The sequence below is a fragment of the uncultured Nostoc sp. genome (assembly GCF_937863485.1).
GTDB lineage: Bacteria > Cyanobacteriota > Cyanobacteriia > Cyanobacteriales > Nostocaceae > Nostoc.
In genome coordinates this window covers 29932-51013 of record NZ_CALMFY010000217.1, presented here as the reverse complement: position 1 = coordinate 51013, position 21082 = coordinate 29932, and the positions used below count along the sequence as shown (strand labels likewise).

At 41.8% G+C, this 21082-nt stretch carries 26 protein-coding genes; 17 read left to right on the top strand and 9 right to left on the bottom strand.

Annotation, left to right across the window (positions count from 1 at the left end; all coding sequences use genetic code 11):
* Positions 1-310: 310 nt before the first annotated feature.
* The 3 genes from Q0541_RS29645 (at position 311) to Q0541_RS29635 (ending at position 2398) form a co-directional block, all read left to right on the top strand.
* The gene (locus tag Q0541_RS29645; protein WP_298919671.1) at positions 311-772 is read left to right on the top strand and encodes a BON domain-containing protein; all 462 of its coding nucleotides are present in this window, start codon (positions 311-313) and stop codon (positions 770-772) included.
* Positions 773-957: 185 nt separating this feature from the next.
* Positions 958-1392 carry a CAAD domain-containing protein gene (locus Q0541_RS29640; RefSeq protein WP_298919669.1) on the top strand — a complete coding sequence of 145 codons (435 nt, stop codon included), beginning with the start codon at positions 958-960 and terminating at the stop codon, positions 1390-1392.
* A 595-nt stretch (positions 1393-1987) separates the two neighbouring features.
* Positions 1988-2398 (top strand): hypothetical protein, encoded by a 411-nt coding sequence (locus tag Q0541_RS29635; RefSeq protein WP_298919667.1) that lies wholly within the window; start codon positions 1988-1990, stop codon positions 2396-2398.
* A 116-nt stretch (positions 2399-2514) separates the two neighbouring features.
* Here the strand turns inward: Q0541_RS29635 and Q0541_RS29630 are convergent, their stop codons facing one another.
* A complete protein-coding gene (locus Q0541_RS29630) occupies positions 2515-4077 on the bottom strand; it encodes a metallophosphoesterase (protein WP_298919665.1) in 1563 nt (520 codons plus the stop codon).
* A 144-nt stretch (positions 4078-4221) separates the two neighbouring features.
* Positions 4222-5193: a YegS/Rv2252/BmrU family lipid kinase gene (locus Q0541_RS29625; protein WP_298919664.1), complete on the bottom strand. Its 972-nt coding sequence runs from the start codon at positions 5191-5193 to the stop codon at positions 4222-4224.
* Between the two features lie 191 nt (positions 5194-5384).
* Between Q0541_RS29625 and Q0541_RS29620 the strand changes: the two genes are divergently transcribed.
* Positions 5385-5804 (top strand): lysozyme inhibitor LprI family protein, encoded by a 420-nt coding sequence (locus Q0541_RS29620; RefSeq protein ID WP_298919662.1) that lies wholly within the window; start codon positions 5385-5387, stop codon positions 5802-5804.
* Between the two features lie 106 nt (positions 5805-5910).
* Here Q0541_RS29620 and Q0541_RS29615 read toward each other — a convergent pair whose 3' ends face one another.
* Positions 5911-6477, bottom strand: coding sequence for a Uma2 family endonuclease (locus tag Q0541_RS29615; protein ID WP_298919660.1), 567 nt, complete (start codon positions 6475-6477; stop codon positions 5911-5913).
* 246 nt (positions 6478-6723) lie between these two features.
* The gene (locus Q0541_RS29610) at positions 6724-6909 is read right to left on the bottom strand and encodes a hypothetical protein (protein WP_298919658.1); all 186 of its coding nucleotides are present in this window, start codon (positions 6907-6909) and stop codon (positions 6724-6726) included.
* A gap of 128 nt (positions 6910-7037) precedes the next feature.
* Between Q0541_RS29610 and Q0541_RS29605 the strand changes: the two genes are divergently transcribed.
* From Q0541_RS29605 to Q0541_RS29585, 5 genes are all read left to right on the top strand, one after another.
* A complete protein-coding gene (locus Q0541_RS29605) occupies positions 7038-7304 on the top strand; it encodes a GAF domain-containing protein (RefSeq protein ID WP_366941939.1) in 267 nt (88 codons plus the stop codon).
* Positions 7304-7531 carry a hypothetical protein gene (locus Q0541_RS29600; RefSeq protein WP_298919656.1) on the top strand — a complete coding sequence of 76 codons (228 nt, stop codon included), beginning with the start codon at positions 7304-7306 and terminating at the stop codon, positions 7529-7531. The genes Q0541_RS29605 and Q0541_RS29600 overlap by 1 nt, the downstream gene beginning before the upstream one ends.
* Positions 7532-7692: 161 nt before the next feature.
* On the top strand, positions 7693-8664 hold the full coding sequence (gene hemC, locus Q0541_RS29595) for a hydroxymethylbilane synthase (protein WP_298919655.1): 972 nt from the start codon (positions 7693-7695) through the stop codon (positions 8662-8664).
* Between the two features lie 131 nt (positions 8665-8795).
* Positions 8796-10238, top strand: a complete 1443-nt coding sequence (glgA, locus tag Q0541_RS29590) for a glycogen synthase GlgA (RefSeq protein WP_298919653.1) — start codon at positions 8796-8798, stop codon at positions 10236-10238.
* A gap of 361 nt (positions 10239-10599) precedes the next feature.
* Entirely contained in the window at positions 10600-10782 is a 183-nt protein-coding gene (locus tag Q0541_RS29585; protein ID WP_298919650.1) for a hypothetical protein, read from the top strand.
* 32 nt (positions 10783-10814) lie between these two features.
* Here the strand turns inward: Q0541_RS29585 and Q0541_RS29580 are convergent, their stop codons facing one another.
* Positions 10815-12086: a HEAT repeat domain-containing protein gene (locus Q0541_RS29580; RefSeq protein WP_298919647.1), complete on the bottom strand. Its 1272-nt coding sequence runs from the start codon at positions 12084-12086 to the stop codon at positions 10815-10817.
* 605 nt (positions 12087-12691) lie between these two features.
* Here Q0541_RS29580 and Q0541_RS29575 point away from each other — a divergent pair.
* Both Q0541_RS29575 and Q0541_RS29570 read left to right on the top strand, forming a co-directional pair.
* Positions 12692-12997, top strand: coding sequence for a hypothetical protein (locus tag Q0541_RS29575; RefSeq protein ID WP_298919645.1), 306 nt, complete (start codon positions 12692-12694; stop codon positions 12995-12997).
* A gap of 435 nt (positions 12998-13432) precedes the next feature.
* Complete coding sequence (locus tag Q0541_RS29570; RefSeq protein WP_298919643.1) at positions 13433-14233, top strand: DUF1838 family protein; 801 nt, start codon at positions 13433-13435, stop codon at positions 14231-14233.
* Positions 14234-14311: 78 nt separating this feature from the next.
* Here Q0541_RS29570 and Q0541_RS29565 read toward each other — a convergent pair whose 3' ends face one another.
* Both Q0541_RS29565 and Q0541_RS29560 read right to left on the bottom strand, forming a co-directional pair.
* Positions 14312-14515: a hypothetical protein gene (locus tag Q0541_RS29565; protein ID WP_298919642.1), complete on the bottom strand. Its 204-nt coding sequence runs from the start codon at positions 14513-14515 to the stop codon at positions 14312-14314.
* A 40-nt stretch (positions 14516-14555) separates the two neighbouring features.
* The gene (locus Q0541_RS29560; RefSeq protein WP_298919641.1) at positions 14556-14945 is read right to left on the bottom strand and encodes a hypothetical protein; all 390 of its coding nucleotides are present in this window, start codon (positions 14943-14945) and stop codon (positions 14556-14558) included.
* A gap of 349 nt (positions 14946-15294) precedes the next feature.
* Between Q0541_RS29560 and Q0541_RS29555 the strand changes: the two genes are divergently transcribed.
* The 6 genes from Q0541_RS29555 to Q0541_RS29530 all read left to right on the top strand — a co-directional run bounded on the left by Q0541_RS29555 (position 15295) and on the right by Q0541_RS29530 (position 19274).
* Entirely contained in the window at positions 15295-15534 is a 240-nt protein-coding gene (locus Q0541_RS29555; protein ID WP_298919640.1) for a hypothetical protein, read from the top strand.
* 32 nt (positions 15535-15566) lie between these two features.
* Entirely contained in the window at positions 15567-16475 is a 909-nt protein-coding gene (locus Q0541_RS29550; RefSeq protein ID WP_298919639.1) for a HEAT repeat domain-containing protein, read from the top strand.
* Between the two features lie 881 nt (positions 16476-17356).
* Positions 17357-17626, top strand: a complete 270-nt coding sequence (locus tag Q0541_RS29545) for a TonB-dependent receptor (protein ID WP_366941942.1) — start codon at positions 17357-17359, stop codon at positions 17624-17626.
* Positions 17619-17819, top strand: a complete 201-nt coding sequence (locus Q0541_RS29540; protein ID WP_298919638.1) for a hypothetical protein — start codon at positions 17619-17621, stop codon at positions 17817-17819. Before Q0541_RS29545 ends, Q0541_RS29540 begins: the two co-directional genes overlap by 8 nt.
* Before the next feature lie 65 nt (positions 17820-17884).
* Positions 17885-19039 (top strand): PepSY domain-containing protein, encoded by a 1155-nt coding sequence (locus tag Q0541_RS29535; protein WP_298919636.1) that lies wholly within the window; start codon positions 17885-17887, stop codon positions 19037-19039.
* 22 nt (positions 19040-19061) lie between these two features.
* Positions 19062-19274, top strand: a complete 213-nt coding sequence (locus tag Q0541_RS29530) for a hypothetical protein (RefSeq protein ID WP_298919634.1) — start codon at positions 19062-19064, stop codon at positions 19272-19274.
* 235 nt (positions 19275-19509) lie between these two features.
* Here the strand turns inward: Q0541_RS29530 and Q0541_RS29525 are convergent, their stop codons facing one another.
* Entirely contained in the window at positions 19510-20118 is a 609-nt protein-coding gene (locus tag Q0541_RS29525; RefSeq protein ID WP_298919632.1) for a HEAT repeat domain-containing protein, read from the bottom strand.
* Positions 20119-20527: 409 nt separating this feature from the next.
* Positions 20528-21022 (bottom strand): bleomycin hydrolase, encoded by a 495-nt coding sequence (locus Q0541_RS29520; RefSeq protein ID WP_298919631.1) that lies wholly within the window; start codon positions 21020-21022, stop codon positions 20528-20530.
* Positions 21023-21082: the final 60 nt, after the last annotated feature.

Genomic DNA, 21082 nt, shown 5'->3' with positions numbered 1-21082 from the left:
ATGATGGCACTGATCCCGGCGAACATCGCCCAAGTTTAGATCGAGCAACCGATTACGGCACACCAGTTGTTAATAGCGATCGCACTAATTACTCAACAGGGTCTGATAGAGACGATCCTGCCGTAGTCATTGTTGACCGCCGTGATGAAACACTCTAAGCTAAGGTAGTTGTCACTCACACTAGTTCCCCAAAATTGCCGGAGCAAAAAATTGAAAATTTTGCTCCTCATTTAAGTAAACTTGCTCCTCACTTCTGCCGTGAATATCAATAAACTCCACAACTTTCACTTTGCGATTCCGAATTCAATATATGCAAAAGCTAACTCCTTTTTTAATTAGTGGCCTTTTAGTTTTTGGTGTTGCTGCTTGTGATAACGCTTCTAAAACAAGTGAATCTGCACCCAATAATCCTAATGAAGCTCCCCAAACGCCGACTGCACAAACAACACAAGCTTCTCAACAAGACGCACAAAGTGATGTCCGCAGAAGACAACTAAATGAGGATATTCGCGCCCGTGAACAGCGCAATAATACTACAGGTGGTGATACACAACGAGCCAAAGGTGATCTAAAAAGTGAAGTTCGCTCTAAGTTAGAGGCAAACATACCCAAGAGTCAACTAACAGTTGATGCCGCAGACAATGGAACTGTTACTGTCGCAGGAACTGTGAGCAATCAGCAGGAGTTGGCTAAAATTGAACCTTTAGCTAAACAAATTAAAGGTGTCAAAAGTGTAGTTAATAAAGCAACTGTTCTCGCACCGAAAAAATAAGGTAGGTAACAACAAATCCGCGTGAGTAGGTAGGCATAAATAAATTTAAATGCCCCTGCTCATTCTTGGTGGTTAGTTATACTCAGTACTGACCATTAATAATTGACAACTGACGACCTTAATAATTATATTTATTGACGCTCAGTCAGTTATAAAAACTTTTGTACTTCCTGAAAATAAAAACTATGGAAACTGAACAACAGCAACGTGAATCCATCAATGCCTCCTTATCACAAGGTACGCTAGCACTTGAAGGTGTAGATACAGCAAACTTGCCAAAGTTACCACCAGCAGCTGAACCGGAATCTCAATTGCAGCAAATTAGCAGACAAGTTTCTGAATTTTTGGAGCAATTACCCGAATACTTAAGTAGCTTTTTTCAGGATTACAAGCAGCCTCTAATAACTGTGGCTTTAATTTTGGCGGCGATTGTTACAGCCAAGATAGTACTAGCAGTGCTGGATGCAATCAATGGGACTCCACTACTATCACCACTCTTTGAGTTAGTTGGAATTAGTTACGCCACATGGTTCATTTTTCGTTATTTCCTGAAGGCTTCAACTCGGCAAGAATTAGCAGATGAAATTCAATCATTGAAAAACCAGTTTTTAGGCGGATAAATTTCCAAACCATTAAAGTAGTACACTATAACGCAAGTTTATCTATCTTTAACAAGGGGCTTAAGCCCCTTGTCTTGTTAATTAAGATGGTAACTAGGATTTACACGAAGCTGTACTAGTACAGCACGGCGTAAATAAGCAGAGCATTGAAAAGCCCTAAAGAGCTTATTCCATAATATACTTTTGACTTTTGACTTTTGAATTAGTGACTTCCGCCTTGCGGTACTAGCCTCAGCACAGTATTGGGTATGGTTCGCTAATTAAATATATCCAATCCAAAGGTTCACATTCCCGACTTGTCTAAAAAGTAGGGAATTTTGTAACTATCCTATTTTACATGCAAAAGGCAGTAGGGGCAGAATAATGTTCATTGCTGTCAGTGTCAACTTCAGCCAAAACCCTTGTTCTACGCAATTAATGTAAATTATCAGTATTTAACCTGACTTAATATTAGTTTTTTGGATACATCCAAAGATAGAGAATATAACATTATTTTTAAATTTAAATCACTTCTAAAGATAGTAGATTTGAGATGAAAAACAGCCTAATCTGGTTTTTGAAGTTATTTAATACATTCTTTAAGAGGACATAATTTATGGCTAATGAAGGAGTTAACAAAGGTATAGATTCATCTGATAGAGCCGAAGTAAATACATATGATCGCGGCATTATCCCAGCTGAAATAGCTGCTCGAATGGAAAGAGAAGGAGATGAGTACAAAACACTCCCCACAGAAGAAAAAGAGGCAGATGCATCTACCGATGATCAAACTGATTCAGAAAGTATACGCACCACTGACGGCTACACCGTAGACCAAGAAGGTTTGTCTAACAACTATGCAGTTGAACCGGAAATGTACTACGAAGTACCGGGTGATGCACGCCAACAAGCAGCAGAAGAAAAGGCAGCACGTATTCAAGAACTTGCAGAAGTTAATCAAGACGACGAGGAAGGCAAGTTGACAGAAAAGGGTGACAGCCGGGGTAGAGGCCCAGGAATAATTTAATTAACACCATCCTTTTGCTGGGTATGATTACACGTAATAAGGCTAAATAGACGCTTAGTAGAGACGCAATGATTGCGTCTCTACTTATATGGGCTAATATTTCCAGAATTATGTTACTAAATGATCAACGGCTCAAGTTCCCGATTATGCCATTGCCGCTGATGCCATTCGGCAACCAAGGGACGGACAATGAACTTGGGATGATGTTCGCCTTTAACGTCAATGCGTAAACCTGAGTAAGGTCGTCGCTTCTGAAAACCTTGACCGTTGCGACCAATGAAGAGATGCGATCGCGCCACTAATCTATTTTCGTTCCCAAAAGTCTCCATCAAATCTGCTCCCTCAATCCGCTGGCGTCGCAAACTAAACCCGCTACCACCACAAATAATCCAGTGAATATGAGAATCAGCGTGTCCTGTATCCATTGTTTCCAGGTGTTCCAAGCAGTGCGCGTGACCGTTTAATACCAAATCAACCAAAGGACGCCCCTGAGTCAGGGAACCTATTTCTTTAGCTACTGCATCCAGCACATCACGGAGGCGATCGCGAATTATCAGAGTTTGTGCTTGTTGCCACTTTGTCGCCTCAGTTACATAGGGAGGATGATGGAAATAAATCACTCTTCCCCGAACTTCAGCAGTATTCCAAGATTCAATTAATCTTTGCTTGAGCCACTCCAGTTGTTCAGTATCAGTCAGCGTTGTTTTATCAGCAGCTAATTGCTTATCGATATCAACAATAATTTCTTCAATTTGTGATACCTTGGCGTGGAAGTCGTCTAATTGGTCGGCTTCTGTGGGGTTTTCTGGACGAAGCTTGGCTGAGGTTTCAATGATTTGCAGCTTTTCTTGCTCTAAATCTTCACGGCGTTTTTCTAAGACTTTGCGAGCGGCGTCACCTTTTTTTGTTTTAGGTAGCGGTGGTGGATCGTTAAATGTATTAGAATCCAAGGCAAAGAAATCTATACCGCCATAGCGAAAAGTATAGTAGCGATTGGGAAGGCGAGTGAAGTGACCAGGTTGATAGCTAAGACAACGACCTGTATCTGTCTTGGCTGTGTAGTACTGATCTAAATGATCATTTAACTCTCCTGGAAGCTGAAACGCCTTAAGATAGTCCAGAAATGCCCGTGCGTAAGCGTCACCCGTTCCTGAGCCATGCAAGCCCACATCTAGGTCTAACCGCGATCGCAATAGGCCACGAATGGGTAATGTTGTTAGAGATGCCAAGCTCAATAAAATCGGCAAGTTATAGTAATCGTGATTTCCCGGTACAGGTAAAATGGGCAGCTTAAAAATCATCTGGTCATAGGCAATCCGTCTGGGATGCTCTCCGCCCAAGATAAACTCTCGGTAAGGCTGGATGAAGTTCTGGTGGTAGTATTCACTTGACCCCACTAAATAGATCACATCCCCCATGTGCAGCATAAAACGGGATTCGTTGTGATGGGGCAGCATCAGTTCAGCCACCTGTCGTTGGGGATTGTGTCCCCGGTGCTGGCCGGAACCACTATCACCTATAACTAAAAATGAAAACTCAGAATTGTCTGTTTGACCATCTTCCAACACCAGCCGAGTTTGATCGATGTTCCGTTCCACAATTAACGGATCTTGCCACCGTACCCGCTGATTCATTTTACTAATTTTGTTAGCGATCGCTGGATCAGATACAAGTTTCAATGCAACCTACTCCTGAATCTTCTATTAAAGGGGACAGGGGAGCAAGGTTGTAGCAAGTCTCTCCCCTTGATGCCACTTGCTTCTCCGTAGGGGTACAAGCCGGGAAACCCGTTCAACGCAGTAGCTCCCCCATGCCCCATGCCCTTATTCTCCTACTGTGTCTTTCATCTCAATAGTCAGGTTGGGGAGTCCCTCTAGTTTTTCAGTAGGCTCAACTTCTTCTACTAATGGCACAAAAATTTTCAAGCCTGCTGGAACACACTTAATTTCTACTGGAGTTGTGCCCACTATTTCACCATCTAGAACAACCTTTTGTGGTGGATTAGTCGTAATTTTAAATTGTTTGGCTCGCAGGAAGCCAATATCATCCCGTTCTACGGCGTTACCTGTAGAAGCCGTTTGAAATAGATGAAATGTAGCTGCGATCGCTCCTGCCTTATTAACTGAAGCTACAATTGTTAAATCTAGTAGCCCATCATCATAAACCAGACCTGCTGGACCCTGAGCTAAGACAGAAGTGGCAGGTGCAGCATTTGCTACTGTTACTGCACAGGCGCTAGTTTTAATTATTTTGTCCTCAGTTTCAATTTCAACATCAAAGTTTTTTAAGTTTCTCAGTTGCTGAATTCCAGCCAAAACGTAGGCCATCATTCCAAAGCGATTCTTGGCGTCTCGGTCTGCCAATTCTACAGTTTCAGCTTCAAAGCCAATACCTGCCAAGAGTACCATTGGCTGATCGTTGCAATAGGCTACGTCTACATTGCGGGTTCCTCCCTGCAAAATTGTGTGACACGCAGCTGCGATCGTGTCAGGAATTCCTAAAGCTGTGGCAAAAGCGTTTGCTGTTCCTCTGGAAATAATCCCAAATGGAATATCAGTACCTATTAAAGCCGCTGCCGCCGCTGAGAGGGTGCCATCTCCCCCTGAAGCAATGATTGCATCTACACCCCTCGCTACCGCTGCATAGGCCAGTTCGTCAGCGTCGATTTCTTCAGTTGTGAGATAAATATCTAGGTCAATCTCTGGCTCTAATATTGTCCGAATTTCTGCCAGCTCTAAATCTGGGTCACCCTGACCCGCAACTGGATTGAAAATGAGGCAGGCGGAACGATTCATAAAATATAAAAGCTAAACTTTAGATTACTAAAATACCAAATTATTTTTAGCATTGTTGTGAAATTTCGACTTCCATCTGACGGCTGGTTTACTTTTTGTAAAAAGTTCAGAAGTATTCTACGTTGGAACACATCAATGCTGACGCGTATTTTAGTATCTTTTGTCTATACCTAAACAATAAAAATTTTGCCATGCGTCAATTATTACTAGTTTTGGCAAGTATTGTAACTCTCAGTAGTTTAAATACCCCTACCATGACAATAGCAGGCACAACGCCTAATTTACCAATGCGCTTAGTTCAAAGGCTTAACTGCAATAATCCTCAAACTCAAGCAGCAATTAATGAATGCACGAAGTTATTTTATCAGAATGCAGATAAAAAGCTGAATCAAGTTTATCAACAATTGCTATCTACGTTAGAAAGCTCTAGGAAACAGAAATTGATTGCTGCACAAGTAGCATGGATTAAGTTTCGAGATACTAATTGTGAGTTTGAGAGAAGCAGGTATGAGGGAGGAAGTATTGCCGCAACCATTTATTTTGGTTGTCTGGAAAATTCCACCAAATTGCGTACTCAACAATTACAGGAATATCTCAAAGCCGACCCTTAATTCGATAAAAATGGCTATATCAGTAAGTTCAATTGTTAAGATTTAGAAATAGAAACTAAAAAATCTATTAATCCGATGATTTACAGAGAATTTTAACATGGCTTGCTCACTCGGCTTTCATCTTTAACCAGCCAAATACCTGTTCTACTGTCAGTTCTAAATCAATACCATCTAAAACAGCCAACCTATCTGCTTTATGACAAAATTCTGGTTGTTGATGTGGTTGAAAAACGAGAACTGAGCGGTCATCGGGATCAATCAACCATCCAAGCTGACAACCATATTTTAGGCAGTGCAAGATATTGCTGGTAACCCGATTGGAACTCTGATCTGGAGAGAGAATTTCAATTGTCCAGTTTGGAGCAATTAGCACATCATCTACAGGTTCTCCGTTATTGTCAAACTCAATTTGTTGCCAACGAATAACCGCCACATCTGGAACAATTGACCGACCACCAAAAGTACAACGTAACTCTGGAAAAGCATAAGCGATTTGCCTCTCCTCTGTGACTTCATTAATCCCATTAATCAACTTAGCCTGAAGTCGGGAGTGGCGGGTTTTCGGCATTGGTTTCTGGATAATCTCACCATCAATATAAATACTTGCAGGCTTTGTTTCTGGTAACTTCAGAAACTCCTCTAGGGTTAGGGATGCAGATTTTGCAACACTCATGACTTCTGCTATTTTGAAAATCCTATCTCTAGTTTATCAACCTTCGCCACTGGCTGGATACAAAAAGGCGATCGCCTATAAAGCAATACGCTTGAGATTTTGATAAAAATTGTTAATTTTTTTGATATTTATCTAATTTTATGATTAAGTTTATGACGATGAAGTTGAGTGGTGGTAGTAAGCTTTGAATGCCTCGCCAATATCTTGCGATCATTCGCTACATTTGATTTATCAAGTTGCCCTTTATCAAACATCTAAAATTTTCGCTTGATTATTTGAGACAGTTAAAATAGTTGCTCTAAGCTTCGGCTGCATTCCAAGTGAATCAACTGACCAAGCTAAAGATTCATTTGTTATGACCGCATTTAAGGAAATTCGCTTTGAGAATTCTTTATCTTCTTCAAATTCAATATCAACTGCATTACTTTCCAATGAAAATTGAAGTGATAAGTCAGGAGCATCAGTACGTGGTAATCGAAGGTTGCTGAGTTTGCTTGACTTATAAAAAATTAATGATTGTAACTATGTGTAGACATGAATCAGCTTGTTGTCAGCACTCCATGTGCATTCTACAAGAGGATCGGCAAGCAGATAAACAACGAGATAGCAAAACACCTATTTATACCCCTGATCTTTGGGGCTTATTGATTGCTCATCAGTACGATCGCACCCGCATATGGAAATCTGGGGAAATTCAGTTGATGAACCAACTTGCAACCCAAGTTGCGATCGCCATCCAACACTCAGAACTTTACAAACAGCTACAAACACTCAACGCTGAATTAGAACACCACGTTCAACAGGCAAACTCAAGAGTTCGTTTTTAATGTCAGCAGATGCATTGGCATTGTCAGCGGACGCATTGGCATTGTCAGCAGATGCGTTGGCATTGTCAGCGGACGCATTGGCATCGTCAGCAGATGCATTGGCATTGTCAACGGACGCGTTGGCATTGTCAGCAGACGCATTAGTATTGTCAGTAGACGCATTAGCATTGTTAGTAGAGGCATTGGCATTGGAGGGTATTGCCAAATTTAATTTGCTACAAATTTAACGAAATGCTGTACCAAGTAGTAGTGTTGGAGATTCCTCAAACCAGCCTTTGGTAAAGAATTGTAATCCAAAATCCCAAATCCAAAACCCAAAATTCGCATGTGTCCCTGACTACGGTAGTCTAGATGAAAGTGAATTAATCGCTTACTGGTATATTGTTTTATGACTTCAGTTGTTTCTAGTCCCCCACGCACTATTCGGATTGGTTCACGCAAAAGCCAACTTGCTCTGGTTCAAACCTACTGGGTACAAGAGCAACTAAAGAATTGCTTTCCTGATATCACTTTTGAAGTCCACACCATGTCTACCCAAGGCGATAAAATCTTGGATGTAGCATTAGCTAAGATTGGCGATAAAGGACTTTTTACTAAAGAACTTGAAGTCGGAATGCTCAATCAGGAGATTGACTTTGCGGTTCATTCCCTCAAGGATCTGCCAACTCACTTACCAGAAGGGTTAACACTGGCAGCAATTACTGAACGGGAAAACCCAGCAGATGCATTAGTGGTGCATGAAAAGCACAAAGATAAACAAATCGATACTTTACCAGAGGGTGCTGTAATCGGTACATCTTCTCTACGGCGGTTAGCACAGTTACGTCACCACTTCCCCCACTTTACATTTAAAGATGTGCGGGGAAACTTGATTACACGGTTGGCAAAACTCGATGCAGGCGAATACGATGCTTTGATTTTGGCAACAGCAGGGTTAGAGAGATTGGGAATGGGCGATCGCGTTCATCAAATTCTCCCCGCAAATATCTCTCTCCACGCTGTTGGACAAGGAGCCTTGGGTATAGAATGCCGGGCTGATGATAGTGAATTGCTATCTTTACTCAAAGCGATCGAACATCCCCAAACACGCGATCGCTGTCTCGCCGAACGCTCTTTTCTACGCTCACTAGAGGGCGGATGTCAAGTACCTATTGGCGTAAATACAGAAATATCCGGTGAGAATTTGACCTTAACAGGGATAGTCGCCAGTGTAGATGGTCAAAAGCTGGTAAAAGATACCGTCACAGGCATTGCCAACAATGCTGAAGGGCTAGGCATAGAACTAGCAGAACTGTTGCGGCAACAGGGAGCGCAAGAAATTTTATCAGAAATTTTTGCGGTGATTCAGCGTGGTTCCTAAGCAATTGGGCAAGCCGATGTGATTAGATAAGAATTGATCGCCGTTGCACTCTCATACGTGCCAGACGCGACATATCGCGTTGGTCGGGATCATAGAGTTAATTTGACAATCTCAGGGAAGCAAAAATTACCATGCGGATTCTATTTGTTGCAGCAGAGGCAGCACCCATTGCGAAAGTAGGAGGAATGGGTGATGTTGTCGGGGCATTACCCAAAGTCCTGAGAGAAATGGGGCATGATGTGCGGATATTCTTGCCTTACTACGGCTTCCTGCCAGACAAAATGGAAATTCCCTATGAACCCATCTGGTGGGGAGATGCCATGTTCCAGCACTTTGCAGTATACGAAAGTGTTCTGCCTGGTACTGATGTTCCCTTGTATTTATTCGGACATCCCGCCTTCATGCCCCGCCGCATTTATTCTGGAGATGATGAAGATTGGCGGTTCACTTTGTTTGCAAATGGTGCAGCCGAGTTTGCCTGGAATTACTGGAAGCCAGAAATTATCCATTGCCACGATTGGCACACGGGGATGATTCCCGTGTGGATGCACCAAGATCCTGATATCAGCACAGTGTTTACCATTCATAATCTGGCTTATCAAGGGCCGTGGCGTTGGTATTTAGAGAGAATTACTTGGTGTCCCTGGTATATGCAAGGACACAATGTAATGGCAGCGGCGGTGCAATTTGCCAATAAGGTAAATACAGTTTCGCCTACCTATGCCGACCAAATCAAGACGCCTACTTACGGTGAAACATTAGAAGGTTTGCTGTCTTTTATTAGCGGGAAATTATCTGGGATTATCAATGGTATTGATACTGAAGTTTATAACCCAGAAAATGACAAATACATTACTCAAACCTTCACTGCTGACACTTTAGATAAACGCAAGGCCAACAAAATTGCTTTGCAAGAAGAACTAGGGTTAGAAGTCAACTCAAAAGCCTTTTTTATTGGGATTGTGACCCGATTAGTGGAACAAAAAGGCATTGATTTGATATTACAAATCCTTGATCGCTTCTTATCTTATACAGATGCACAGTTTGTGTTGTTAGGAACAGGCGATCGCTACTATGAAACTCAGATGTGGCAATTAGCATCTCGCTTTCCCGGACGCATGGCAACTTACTTACTGTATAACGATGCTCTGTCTCGCCGGATCTACGCTGGTACCGATGCCTTCTTAATGCCTAGTCGTTTTGAACCTTGTGGTATCAGCCAAATGATGGCTTTGCGCTACGGTTCTGTACCCATTGTCCGCCGCACAGGTGGATTAGTTGATACGGTAACGCATCACGACCCCGAAAAAGCCGCAGGCACCGGTTATTGCTTTGATCGCTATGAACCGCTAGACCTTTTCACCTCTATGATCCGGGCTTGGGAAGGCTTCCGTTTCAAACCGCAATGGCAAGAACTACAAAAACGCGGCATGAGTCAAGATTTTAGTTGGTATCAATCTGCCAAGCAGTACGTGAAGCTATACAGGTCAATTTACGGTTTGCCAGAAGAAGAGGAGAAGACACCAGAACCAGAGTTAGTTTTAAACGAAGCAGTCACCAGTAGCAAGTCCTAAACTACCAGGGGCGTACATCTGTATGCCTCTACTCCCATCACTGATAAGTTAACGTAAGTTCGACGGAACTAAAAAATGGCAGGAGATAGTGCAGGCAAATCTTTTGAGTAAATGTCAATCGAAGGTTTTTTAGGCAAATAAGTATAAGCAGTTAAACCAGCTATCAAATTAATCAAAAAGTTAAATGGACGTTGCGTAGGCGTAGCCCGCCGCAGGCATCGCCTTTTTGTATGCCCAGTTGAGCAAATTCATACATAGCAAGCTTTTTGTGCTTTCCTATCCGTCGAACTCACGTTAATCCCCTAAGAGCTTGCAAAGCTACGGTGTATACACAAGTCTTTTGACCTGCAATGGCATTGTTTTGACTAACAACGCTATTGTGTTGACTAACAATGCCATTGTATCGACTAACAATGGCATTGTATCGGCTGACAATGCTATTGTGTTGACTGACAATGCTATTGTGTTGACTGACAATGCTATTGTATTGACTAACAATGGCATTGTGTTGACTAACAATGCCAAGGTATCGACAATTATCTAGACTTGATAGAACTCCCAACTTCTAACTCCTAACTATTGAGTACTTGTCGCTTTCGCCTTAATTAGCCAGTCACCATCGTGAGCGCAAATTTCCCGACCAGACGAGTCTCCTAAGCGGTCTAAGGCTAATAAACAAGCGTATTTCAAGTCCCAAATCGGTGTATTTAGGCAAGTTTTGAGTTCAAGAATTGCTCGTGAATCACCTAATTCACTAAGAGCGATCGCACAAGCAGCACGAGATTTCTGAAACTGAGGTTCGCGATTGTACAGGTTTTCTACTAACAAATCATAGGCGGGAGCATATTTCAGCCAGCCGAAAAGTTTCATGACATGATAATGAGCGCCATAATCGTTATATGCCTTGTCCGAATAAGTTGCTAGAAGTGCTGCTGGTGCTTCTTGTGCATAGATATCCAGTAAGGTTTTTGTCGCTAAATAACACCGTCCAAAATCGGTTTCGTAGAGTTCGTTAATGACAAAATCTAGAACAGGGGTAGCGTCATACTCATGTACTAAATCAAGGTCATTGGGATGATCGTAGAGTACTTGCTCTAGATAAGGTTGAATTTCTGTAAAGGCAATTTCACCACTAGGAACGCCTGCATCCAAAAGCATCCGCAATCCTCGCAACCGAAACACCAGAGATACAGGACAACGGGCAATTTCTGGGATTGCTTTGTAGTAGTGTGAATCAATCAGGTCTTGAATGCAACCGCGCCGTGCATTGACGCTAGAACTTTGCAGCAGCGCCATCACCTCAGTGATTTGGGAATAGTCACCTGTGAAACGACAAACTGTAGCGATCGCTGCACTACGGATAGGTTCATCCTCAGCTTGGGTAAATTTCCGAACACGTTCTAGAGACGCCTGATAGTTAGCATTAGCTAGGGTGTGAATAATCACTCGATAGATTTGACCTGGTTTATCGAGCAGTTGCGCCACTTCTTCGAGAATTTCTGGATCTTTAGTCCCGATTTCCCCGATCGCCCACACGGTATTTTCAACAGTATAAATATCATCATCTTTAAGACACTGCCGAATTACAGGTAAAGCTGATTCGGCCTGCAATCGCCCTAGACTTTCCACAGCCTTGCGTCGAACAATCCGGTGGTCTAACTCATCAGGATTACTGGTTTCAATCGCCCGTACTAAAGCCGCGATCGATTGCTCAGTCGGAAAGTTAATTAGATGGGAAACAGCAATATACTTATCAGAAGCGTCTTCGAGTTGTTCTAATGGTGTATCGATAATTGCGATCGCTTGATCTTCTGTTAGCCCAAACATTTTAAAAAAACGTTTATCCATTGATTTGTAAATGGCTTTTGGATAATTGCTCAAAGGTCACGTTTACTATCGTACTAGGGACTGGGGACTGGAAAATAGCGGTAAATAATGTTTATAAATTGAACTATCAAAAAATGCAGTTGCTTTTCACTGGAGTTTAAACTAAATGCGAGAGATTGGAAGATAAAGCCCACAGACTTACGGAGCAAAAAATACACTATATAATGATAAATGAAAATGTCCTTAAAAATTGAAAGTGGTCAGTTCAACATGGCTGACCACTTTATGGTCAATGCTGATAACAATAAAAAATTAACAGCTTGACTATGACATTTGATAAGCTTAAACAATTCCCCTATGGTATGTAATTAAATGGGCGGAATAATTTATAAGTATGTAACGAAAAGTTAAGCAGTTTGATTAGAGTTAAATTTAACACGTTGCGGACTGTAGTTTCCTCTTTCTCCCCTAGCTTGAACACCATATACACTTTGATGTGCAGTTTGTACTATTGATTTAGAGCTTAGAAACTGGTGCGATCGCCTGAAATAAAACACAGGCATTTTTGTAGTAGCATAATAAACATCGCTAACAGGATAATTTTTAAAATTGGTGGAGATAATAATATGAACAACGATCAAAATGACCGGAATTTGGAACAGCAACAATCTCAAGGAACTAATTCTGAAGTTACAGAATTAGAAGCTTTACGGTCTGAATTACGCGAATTAAAAGAAGAAATTAAGAATAAACAACAGATTACAAGTGGCGACATAGCGCAAGGTGTAGCTGGAGGTATTATGAAAGTAATCGCTACTTTTGTAGGGCTGTACTTTGTTTTAGTTTTCATTGTTCTCTTATTTTCAGCAGTTACAAGTTATCTTAATGAACACAATTCGCCTAGTCCAACAATTACCTTACCACCGCCTTAATAGGGTGTAATTTAATAAAGAAATATTTTCGCTTTAAACGTTTTTCCGTTTGCTTCGTCGCTACGCTCGACAAGTATCCGATTCATAAGATGTTTGGCAAACAGTTGAAAGTGGAGATCATGCCACAGATGGATGCGTAATTGTCACAACTTTGAAGCTAGTACATATAATACTTGATTGGGTGTCCACCCTTTAGATTTGCAGCCGCCTTCGGAGGGAAATCCTCCCGCAGCGATGTCTCAGCATGTCGTTGGATCATTGAGCTTAAACTGCGTTTCCTTATATTGCTTTTAGTCTAAACTCCAGTAGTTAAGTTAGAGTTGATGTCAAAATAAAATAAAATTCGCTTACTGAGCTACTGAGTGAGAGTTGCGATATCTAACCACAAGCCGAAGAAACGTCTACGCAGCCATTTGAGGATGATAGGAGTTTTATATGAATGATTATTTAGATGACTACGAATTTAATAACATCGATTTTTACAGAAAAAATCATGGGTTACAGCTTTATTACAACTGGTCTGGGGAAATTTGGTGGCAACAAACACCAGACTTGCCCAAGGAAAAATTGTTCTCTATTATTGGGATGAATGCTACTAAAGTATTTCTCAAACCCGATCCTGAACACGGTGAAGTTGGGTATCGCATCAATAGAGAGTTAGGTTTATTTTGTGACCCGGATACGCAAGAGATTCTCCACTTTTGGAAATCACCAACAGCAAGTGAAGCAGTACCAGTAGTCCACATTGCTAACCGCATTGTCCAAGGCTCAGTTAAACCAAAAAAATTTGTCATACCCAAAGGCAGTGGATATATTACCTCTGTCATAGAAATTCCTTTAGAATACCCCCATCCCTTAGCAGGAGATAGTAAATATTCAGACTATTGCCCTGGAGAAAAGTTTAAAGGAGTTGAGTACTTTATATCAAATACTTGCCGACCTGATGCAACTGAAGTCCCTCCTGCTAAGTGGGCGAGGGACTGTCCTTGGTTACCCTGGATGAAGTTAGGATATGCTCATCCAGCTAAATTAAGATTTGAAACCACAATATTTAGAGTAGATTCTTTTGAGCAGCTTCATCCTAGCTTGGTCAAGCTGGTGAGAGAAAAAGTACCAATTTATGAATTCACCCCAACGGAAAGCGATGAACTGAATGTCACGAGCATTCAATACTTTAAGAAAAACTTTGAGTCCTACTTGCGGGGAGACATTTTTCCACTAGAAGAAACCTCTTAAAATAATTCGTAATTGATAATTGGTAATTCGTAGTTAAAAATTTAATTACGAATTAGTAATTAGTTAAACAGTTGATAACTATTCCTCTGACCATTTACGTGAAATAGCAAAGCATTCGTCAAACTTAGACGATAGCTTGCTAGGTTCTGGAAACTTTATCCCATTAGCCCACGCCTCAATCTTTATCAGGAAGGTACTCAAGTCCTGCTGCACTTTGCTCAGTTGCGTCTCGAAGGTGGATTGCTCAAAATCGAGGTGAAATGCGCTGGCTGTTGAATCCATTCCTCCATCTGACCATACACGAACAAAACCATCCACCATTTCAATCCAGGGGCTTGGATCGCTGACCAAGCCAAGGCGATCGCCCTGTAGTCAAAAAATCTAACCACTCCCGCCACTCTTCTAGACCACAACAGCAACCAGGGCAGATCAGTTCATCAGCACTAGACCTGACTTGAAGACCTCCTGGCAAAATCAGTGTCTTGGACTCAATAACTTGATACAGAACGTCGTTGGCATCGCTCTCACTGTCTAAATCGTTGTACTTTACCAGTTGGGCAAATATTAAACCAACCTCCAAATCCGTTATCTCACCATATAACTGAATGCGCGAGAATGGTTTATAGTCTGCAACGAACCACGGCCATAATGGCTCACCCTCATAGCACGGAGCTTCTATAACAGCTTGAAGACAAGGATTGGTAATCATCACATCAACTTCTCCTGTTGCACTGTGCTAGACCATGCGAGCGCGATGTCTACGACGGGCGTAGCTGTGGCACTTTCAATCAAAAAAGCCTAAAAGACTTATCAGAACTTGGATCGAAGACTATAGTTTGGTTCGACTTTTGAAGATTTGCGTCAAAAGCTTTACCAGTGGTTACGCGATCTGAGAAGATCGGAATATATGCATTTGTTAGCTATTAGTCAGTTGCCTCTTGCCAATTGCTCAATTGTATGTAACAGCTAAGTGCTGGTTTTTAGCGAGTAACCAAATACAAACGATAGTCGAACACTGACTACACATCATTATATAAACACGCATTTAGGAAACAAAAGTTATGGATGAAGCCTCAGAATTCACAACAACCGATAACGTAAACGCTCAAGAAGTAGCAGAAGTTATTGCAGAACTTGAGCAGTATCGGGAACGTCTAGTTCAAGAAACTACGGAAACAGCAAAACGGGCTAAATTAATGAGAGTAAATGTGATGGCAAAACTAGAGCCTGAGCTTGCCAAGATTGATTCTGCCCTCCAGGAACTCCGTAATCAGCAAGCTACCCTGAACCTCAGCAACTAGTAATCCATCTTGATAATTTAACTATAAGTCATATGCTCAACTCCAAAACTCAATCCGGGGAGGATTCGTTAAATCTGTCTCAGGCAGAAACTGATGCTTTATTTGCAGCGGTGAGTGAGCAATTAGGCTTAAACACCTTCAACCCTGATGACCAAGACCTACTCAAGCAGATGATTGAGAGTATGGGAGACTCACGGGGGATGGTTAGGTTGAGTTTTGCAGAGGCATTGGGTAAAATCGGTAAACCAGCGGCCCCTTTATTGATGGAAGCTGTAGCAAATCACCCAAACCCAGTTGTGCGGCGAGCCAGCACTAAAACCCTGACACTGATCGCTGACCCGATCGCAATTCCAACCTTGGTCAAGGCTCTGTTAAATGATGAAGATACAGTGGTCAAAGCCTCGTCGGTGGGAGCGCTGGCCAAGATAGGTAAGGCCGCTGTGCCAGCATTACTAAAAATATTAGCGTCAAGCGAGTATCCAGAAAGTGCCAAAGGATATGCAGTATGGGCGTTGGGATTTATTGGAGCAGAGGCGAAGGAATATTTATATCAAGAGATTAACTCAGACTCGGCTGAAGTTCGCGCTGCGGTGGTTGGTGCGATCGCTAAAATAGCTGAAGAAGGTACCCAAGAAGGAGCATTTAATATTTTAGTTAACGCCCTCACCGATTCATCTGCAATTGTGCGGTGTGAAGCGGCATCTGCTTTGGGCAGCCTTATTTATCGACCAGCAATTCCTAATCTCGTTGAATTATTGCACCATCCCGATTGGGAAACTCGAAAAGCGGCCGCTCTGGCATTGATGAAGATTGGCGATCGCACTTCCTTAGAACCTCTGCAAGCCGCATTAACCAAGGAAGGGGAAGGGGGAGTTCAGGCAGTCTTCAAGTTGGCGATTTCTCAAATTGAGAGACAGTTAGAGGAAGATGCTTGGGAATAGAGCAATGCACATTTACTATTACTAATTTTTGGACTGATTCCTCTAAAATTATTGCTAATTAATAGCATTAATCTGATCATCAGTCGCCAACTATGACTATTTTCCTGGCATTAAAAGATGATTTAGAACTGTGGACAGAAGTTATTGATTAGGGTTCCAAATTGAGCTCACCTAGTTGAGTTTGGTGTTCTCTTTTCTGGCTCCATAGGAGATAGTCGGGGACAATATTTTAGTGAAAGTTGCACATTGATTTATGGTAGTGGTGTGCAACGCTTATGGACAATGGAATTTCAGAAAAACGATAGAATTTTGGGGGTGAACATCTAAATCTCTGCTGATTTGTGAGCAAGGTTTTTTCTAAGAACAGATGGAGCTATGAAGCCAGATTTAAGTTTTTTAGTCAAGGGCAATGACTGGCAGACTCTGCTTTATTTAGAAATCAACCCAGCATTGCAATTAGTGGTAAGACAAATTATCAACTGTCCTGATTAAGGCACTACAAAGCAAATTTGTTTGCAGAGCAAAGCAATTAAATTAATCACATTGCAACTAGCACCCATTTTGGCAGAACGAAGTAACTTGCAGCGATCGCTAAACTGAAAACTTCAAGCATTAACCGAATTCATCAAGCTAGAGAAATTCTAGAGTCTTGTTAAAAAAATCCGCCGTTATCACTGGAGTTAGCACACATGATAGGGGTCATCCAATTTTGGATTTTGGATTTTAGATTTTGGATTGACCCCTACGGATAAATCCGGGGGCTTAAAAGCTAATTTGTCAACTAGAGTAAAGTCTTTTATATGTTAATTCCCTTTGTCAATAATATTTGATAATTACTTGCAATTGGCGAGTCATCTCCTGTAAGATTTATTCTCAAATAGCTGATTACTGATCTCAGTCAAAAAACACGCGCTCGTGGAATTGAGTTCGATATTGCTGGAGAAATCTTACCTGGTTGGAAAGTGATTGCTTCCTACACTTATACGGATGCAGAAATCACTCAAGACAATACATATCCAGTCAGAAATGCTCTACGTGGTATACCTCGACATAGTGGCTCGTTGTGGACAACCTATACCTTTCAAACAGGAACATTAGAAGGGTTTGGCTTTGGTGGAGGCATCTTTGCAGCTACCGAAGCTTATGGATAAATTGATAACTTGTACACCGTACCTGGTTTTAATACGGACTGATGCGGTTATTTTCTACAAAAAGGATCGCTTGAGAGCATCTGTTAACTTCAAGAACTTATTTGATGTCAGATATTTCGATGGCTCAACTGGGGGTGTAGTTGATCCGGCTGATCCGTTTACAGTTCAAGGAACGATTTCTTGGGAGTTATAACATACAGCCTCCACGGCCCAATTTCCCTCTGACTTGGCAAATAAGAATATTTTAAGGAACCTGATATGAACTCTAAAAAACTACGCGATTTAGTATTTACCCTACACCGCTACATTGGTTTAGCGGTGGGACTAATCACAATTATTGTCGGTTTAACTGGTACTTTATTAGTTTTCCACTCCGAAATTAGCAACTTCGATCAGCAGCGCCGAATTGGCACACTCACTCCTCAAGGTGAACTACTACCTATTGAGGTTGTTCTTAACACTGTCAAAAAAACCTATGCCGATCAACCAGACGCACCAGTTCAAAGGATTTACCTGCCTTCAAAGCCAAATGAGCCGATGAATGTTATTCTCAAAACCAAACAAAAAGAATGGACAGAAAATTACGTTAACCCTTATACCGGAGCAATTCTCGGCAATAATTTAAAGCCAACCTTTATCCAAAAGTTTTTTGATATCGTCTACCCACTCCACTATGCTCTTTTAGGCGGTGATTTAGGATACAAGTTTGTGGGCATTATTGGTTTACTGATGTCGTTTATGAGTATTACGGGTATTATTCTTTGGCCTGGTTGGCGCAAGTTGATTTCTGGTTTCAAAATTAAGTGGAATGCCCATGTCAAGCGAGTGAACTTTGATGTTCACAAAGTTGCTGGTGTTATTACAGCAGTATTTCTGATATTTACATTTTTCACGGGATTTTGCTGGAGTTTTTCTGAAGTCGTCAACCCGATGATCTACACACTCACCTTCTCCAAGCAGCAAGCAGATCCTGTTTCTGTTGTCGTTGCTGGTAAGTCTCCACTAGCATTAAAAGAACAATTAAAAACGGCTCAAGCTACTTTACCGACTGGAGAACTCAGGAGAATTTATTTTCCAACTAAACCAGAAGAAGCTTTAAATGTTGCCTTTAAACTTCCCCAAGAAACTGAAGACTATGGTCAAAGCAGTGTTTATCTTGACCAATACAGTGGCAAGGTTTTGCGAGTCGATAGTTCTTTGAAGCAGTCATTGGGCGATCGCATCCTCAATTCTTTTAGTCCCCTACACTATGGTACATTTGGTGGCTGGCCTACTCGGATTTTCTACCTATTTATTGGACTTGCACCGTTAATCTTATCTGTTACTGGCTTTGTGATGTGGTGGTATCGCTACAAGGGAAAAAATCGCTCCCCGCAGACTAGAGAAACGATTCAGTTGACAGCAAAAAATTGATTGTAAATCTGTATTTGACTTATTGACAAAGCAACCTTTATCAGAACCTTTTTACTCTGCTGAACTGGAAGCAGGAAGCTTTGGTCTTGTTCGACCGAGCATTGATTTTTCTGGTCTGTTGAACAGTAAGCGAACTTTGCTGTATCGATTGAATGCCGTTAATGAAACGGGTGGGAACTTTCGCGACTTTGACCAAGGCGTTTATCGGTTTTTTGTCTCGCCTGTGGTGACTTAGAAGATTAGCGATCACACCGATTTGACCTTTGAATTTTCCTATTTAGATGATACGCGACCATTCGACATCACAGGAATCCCACCTATTGGTAGAAAGATTGCAGACATTCCGTATAATCGCAATTTGGGTGAGCCAGCCATAGGCATTGCTATTCTTCGGTTGAGGTGAGCGTTTGTTCATTTAATGTATATGCCCTACTGGGATTGATTAAGGTACTTATATTTAAAAGCGATCGCTAGCCTCTGTTATAATTAATCACCTGATCTAATCGGGGCAAGGCACTTACAGCTGACTCTCGAACATATGGATCAGCAGATTCATCATTAGTCAATGCCCTTAGCACTTCCACTCCCCGGATATCACCCATTGAACCGAGTGCATTGACGATCGCCACAGCTACCGCAACATTATCCGTTGTTTTGAGAGCTTCAGTTAAAATTTCAAAGGCAGGGGAACCAATTTCACCCAAAGCCATCACAGATGCAATGTAAACAACACCATTTGGGTCATTAAGCGCTGTTTTTAATCCCTGTAAGCCCTCTGTTGGGAAGGGTACGTCTGGATGGTTGGTGGCGACTTGTGCCAGGGACTTAGCACAACTGCCGCGAATGGTCGCATTATCGCTGTTCACTAATGACTCTACTAATGATGGTACAGCATCTATACCAATCGCACCTAGCGCCTTTACCGCAGCTCGACGGTAGGTTACATCTTCTTCATCCAAAATACTCATCAGCCGAGGAATAGTATTTTCATCACGGACATCAGCCAGTTCCCACATGGCTCGTTCCCGCAGATTTGGGTTGGGGTGTTTCAACTGTTCAAATAGAGAATCTATTGTCATAAAATAAAATTTTCCTGTTTAAATCCGCCAAGTTCAATCTTTGTCATTACTCACATTTTTATAACAGTAAAATAGTCACCAAACCATAGTTTGCCTACAATTCAAATCTGGGAATGCATAGCAAACATCAGTTAAAACTCACTCCAATTAGTCCGTTGAAACGAACTTGAGCTATTACCTTTGGAATTTATTACCCAAGCGCGATAGCAATGAAGCCAGAGATTGAAAAGATGTGGGTAATGACAATGAGTTCAATACATGGGAATTAACTGAAATAAATGTTCACTGTTAATCACAACTGAGGGACTCCAAGCCGATTACTCAACCTAATTTAGGCAAAGCAACAGACTGAGAGTCCCTAGTTCTAGAGTATGACAATCGCTCGTTTAAGTCTAGTCAATCCCTATTACTATGACAGGGAGTTGATTACGTAGTCGAGGAGATTGCGGAACTCAACCAACGCTTGAGGAGAAAAATCACGAGGAGCGCAAGCGCGATCGCGAGTGTAAGTCAGCGCGGTAACATAAGGAGCAGTGGGCAGATTCAAAGAGCGATACACTTCACGAGCACCTGCAATACCCCACTCATCCAAAGGCCCAGTACCACCCACAACTAAGCTGTAGTTGATTAGGCGCAGGTAGTGCTTGATGTCGCGGAGGCACTTGTCTTTTTTAACTTGGGTGTCGCCAGCTTCACCGTCTTGGTTCAAGAAAGGATATTTCTTGAAGGCTGCATCATAACCTTCTTTAGCTACAGCATCGATACCAGAAGCCAGCTTTTCAGCAGCTTCTAGACGAGCGTTAGCACGTTGAATGCTACCTTGGACGGATTCTAAATCAGAGGTGCTTGGGAAACGACCTGCTGCATCAGCAGATGTAATAACTGTGGTGATAACTGATTTCATTATTTTTTATACTCCAAATGGGATTTGATCGGGTTTGAATTTCAGTTCGTTTGGCTAATA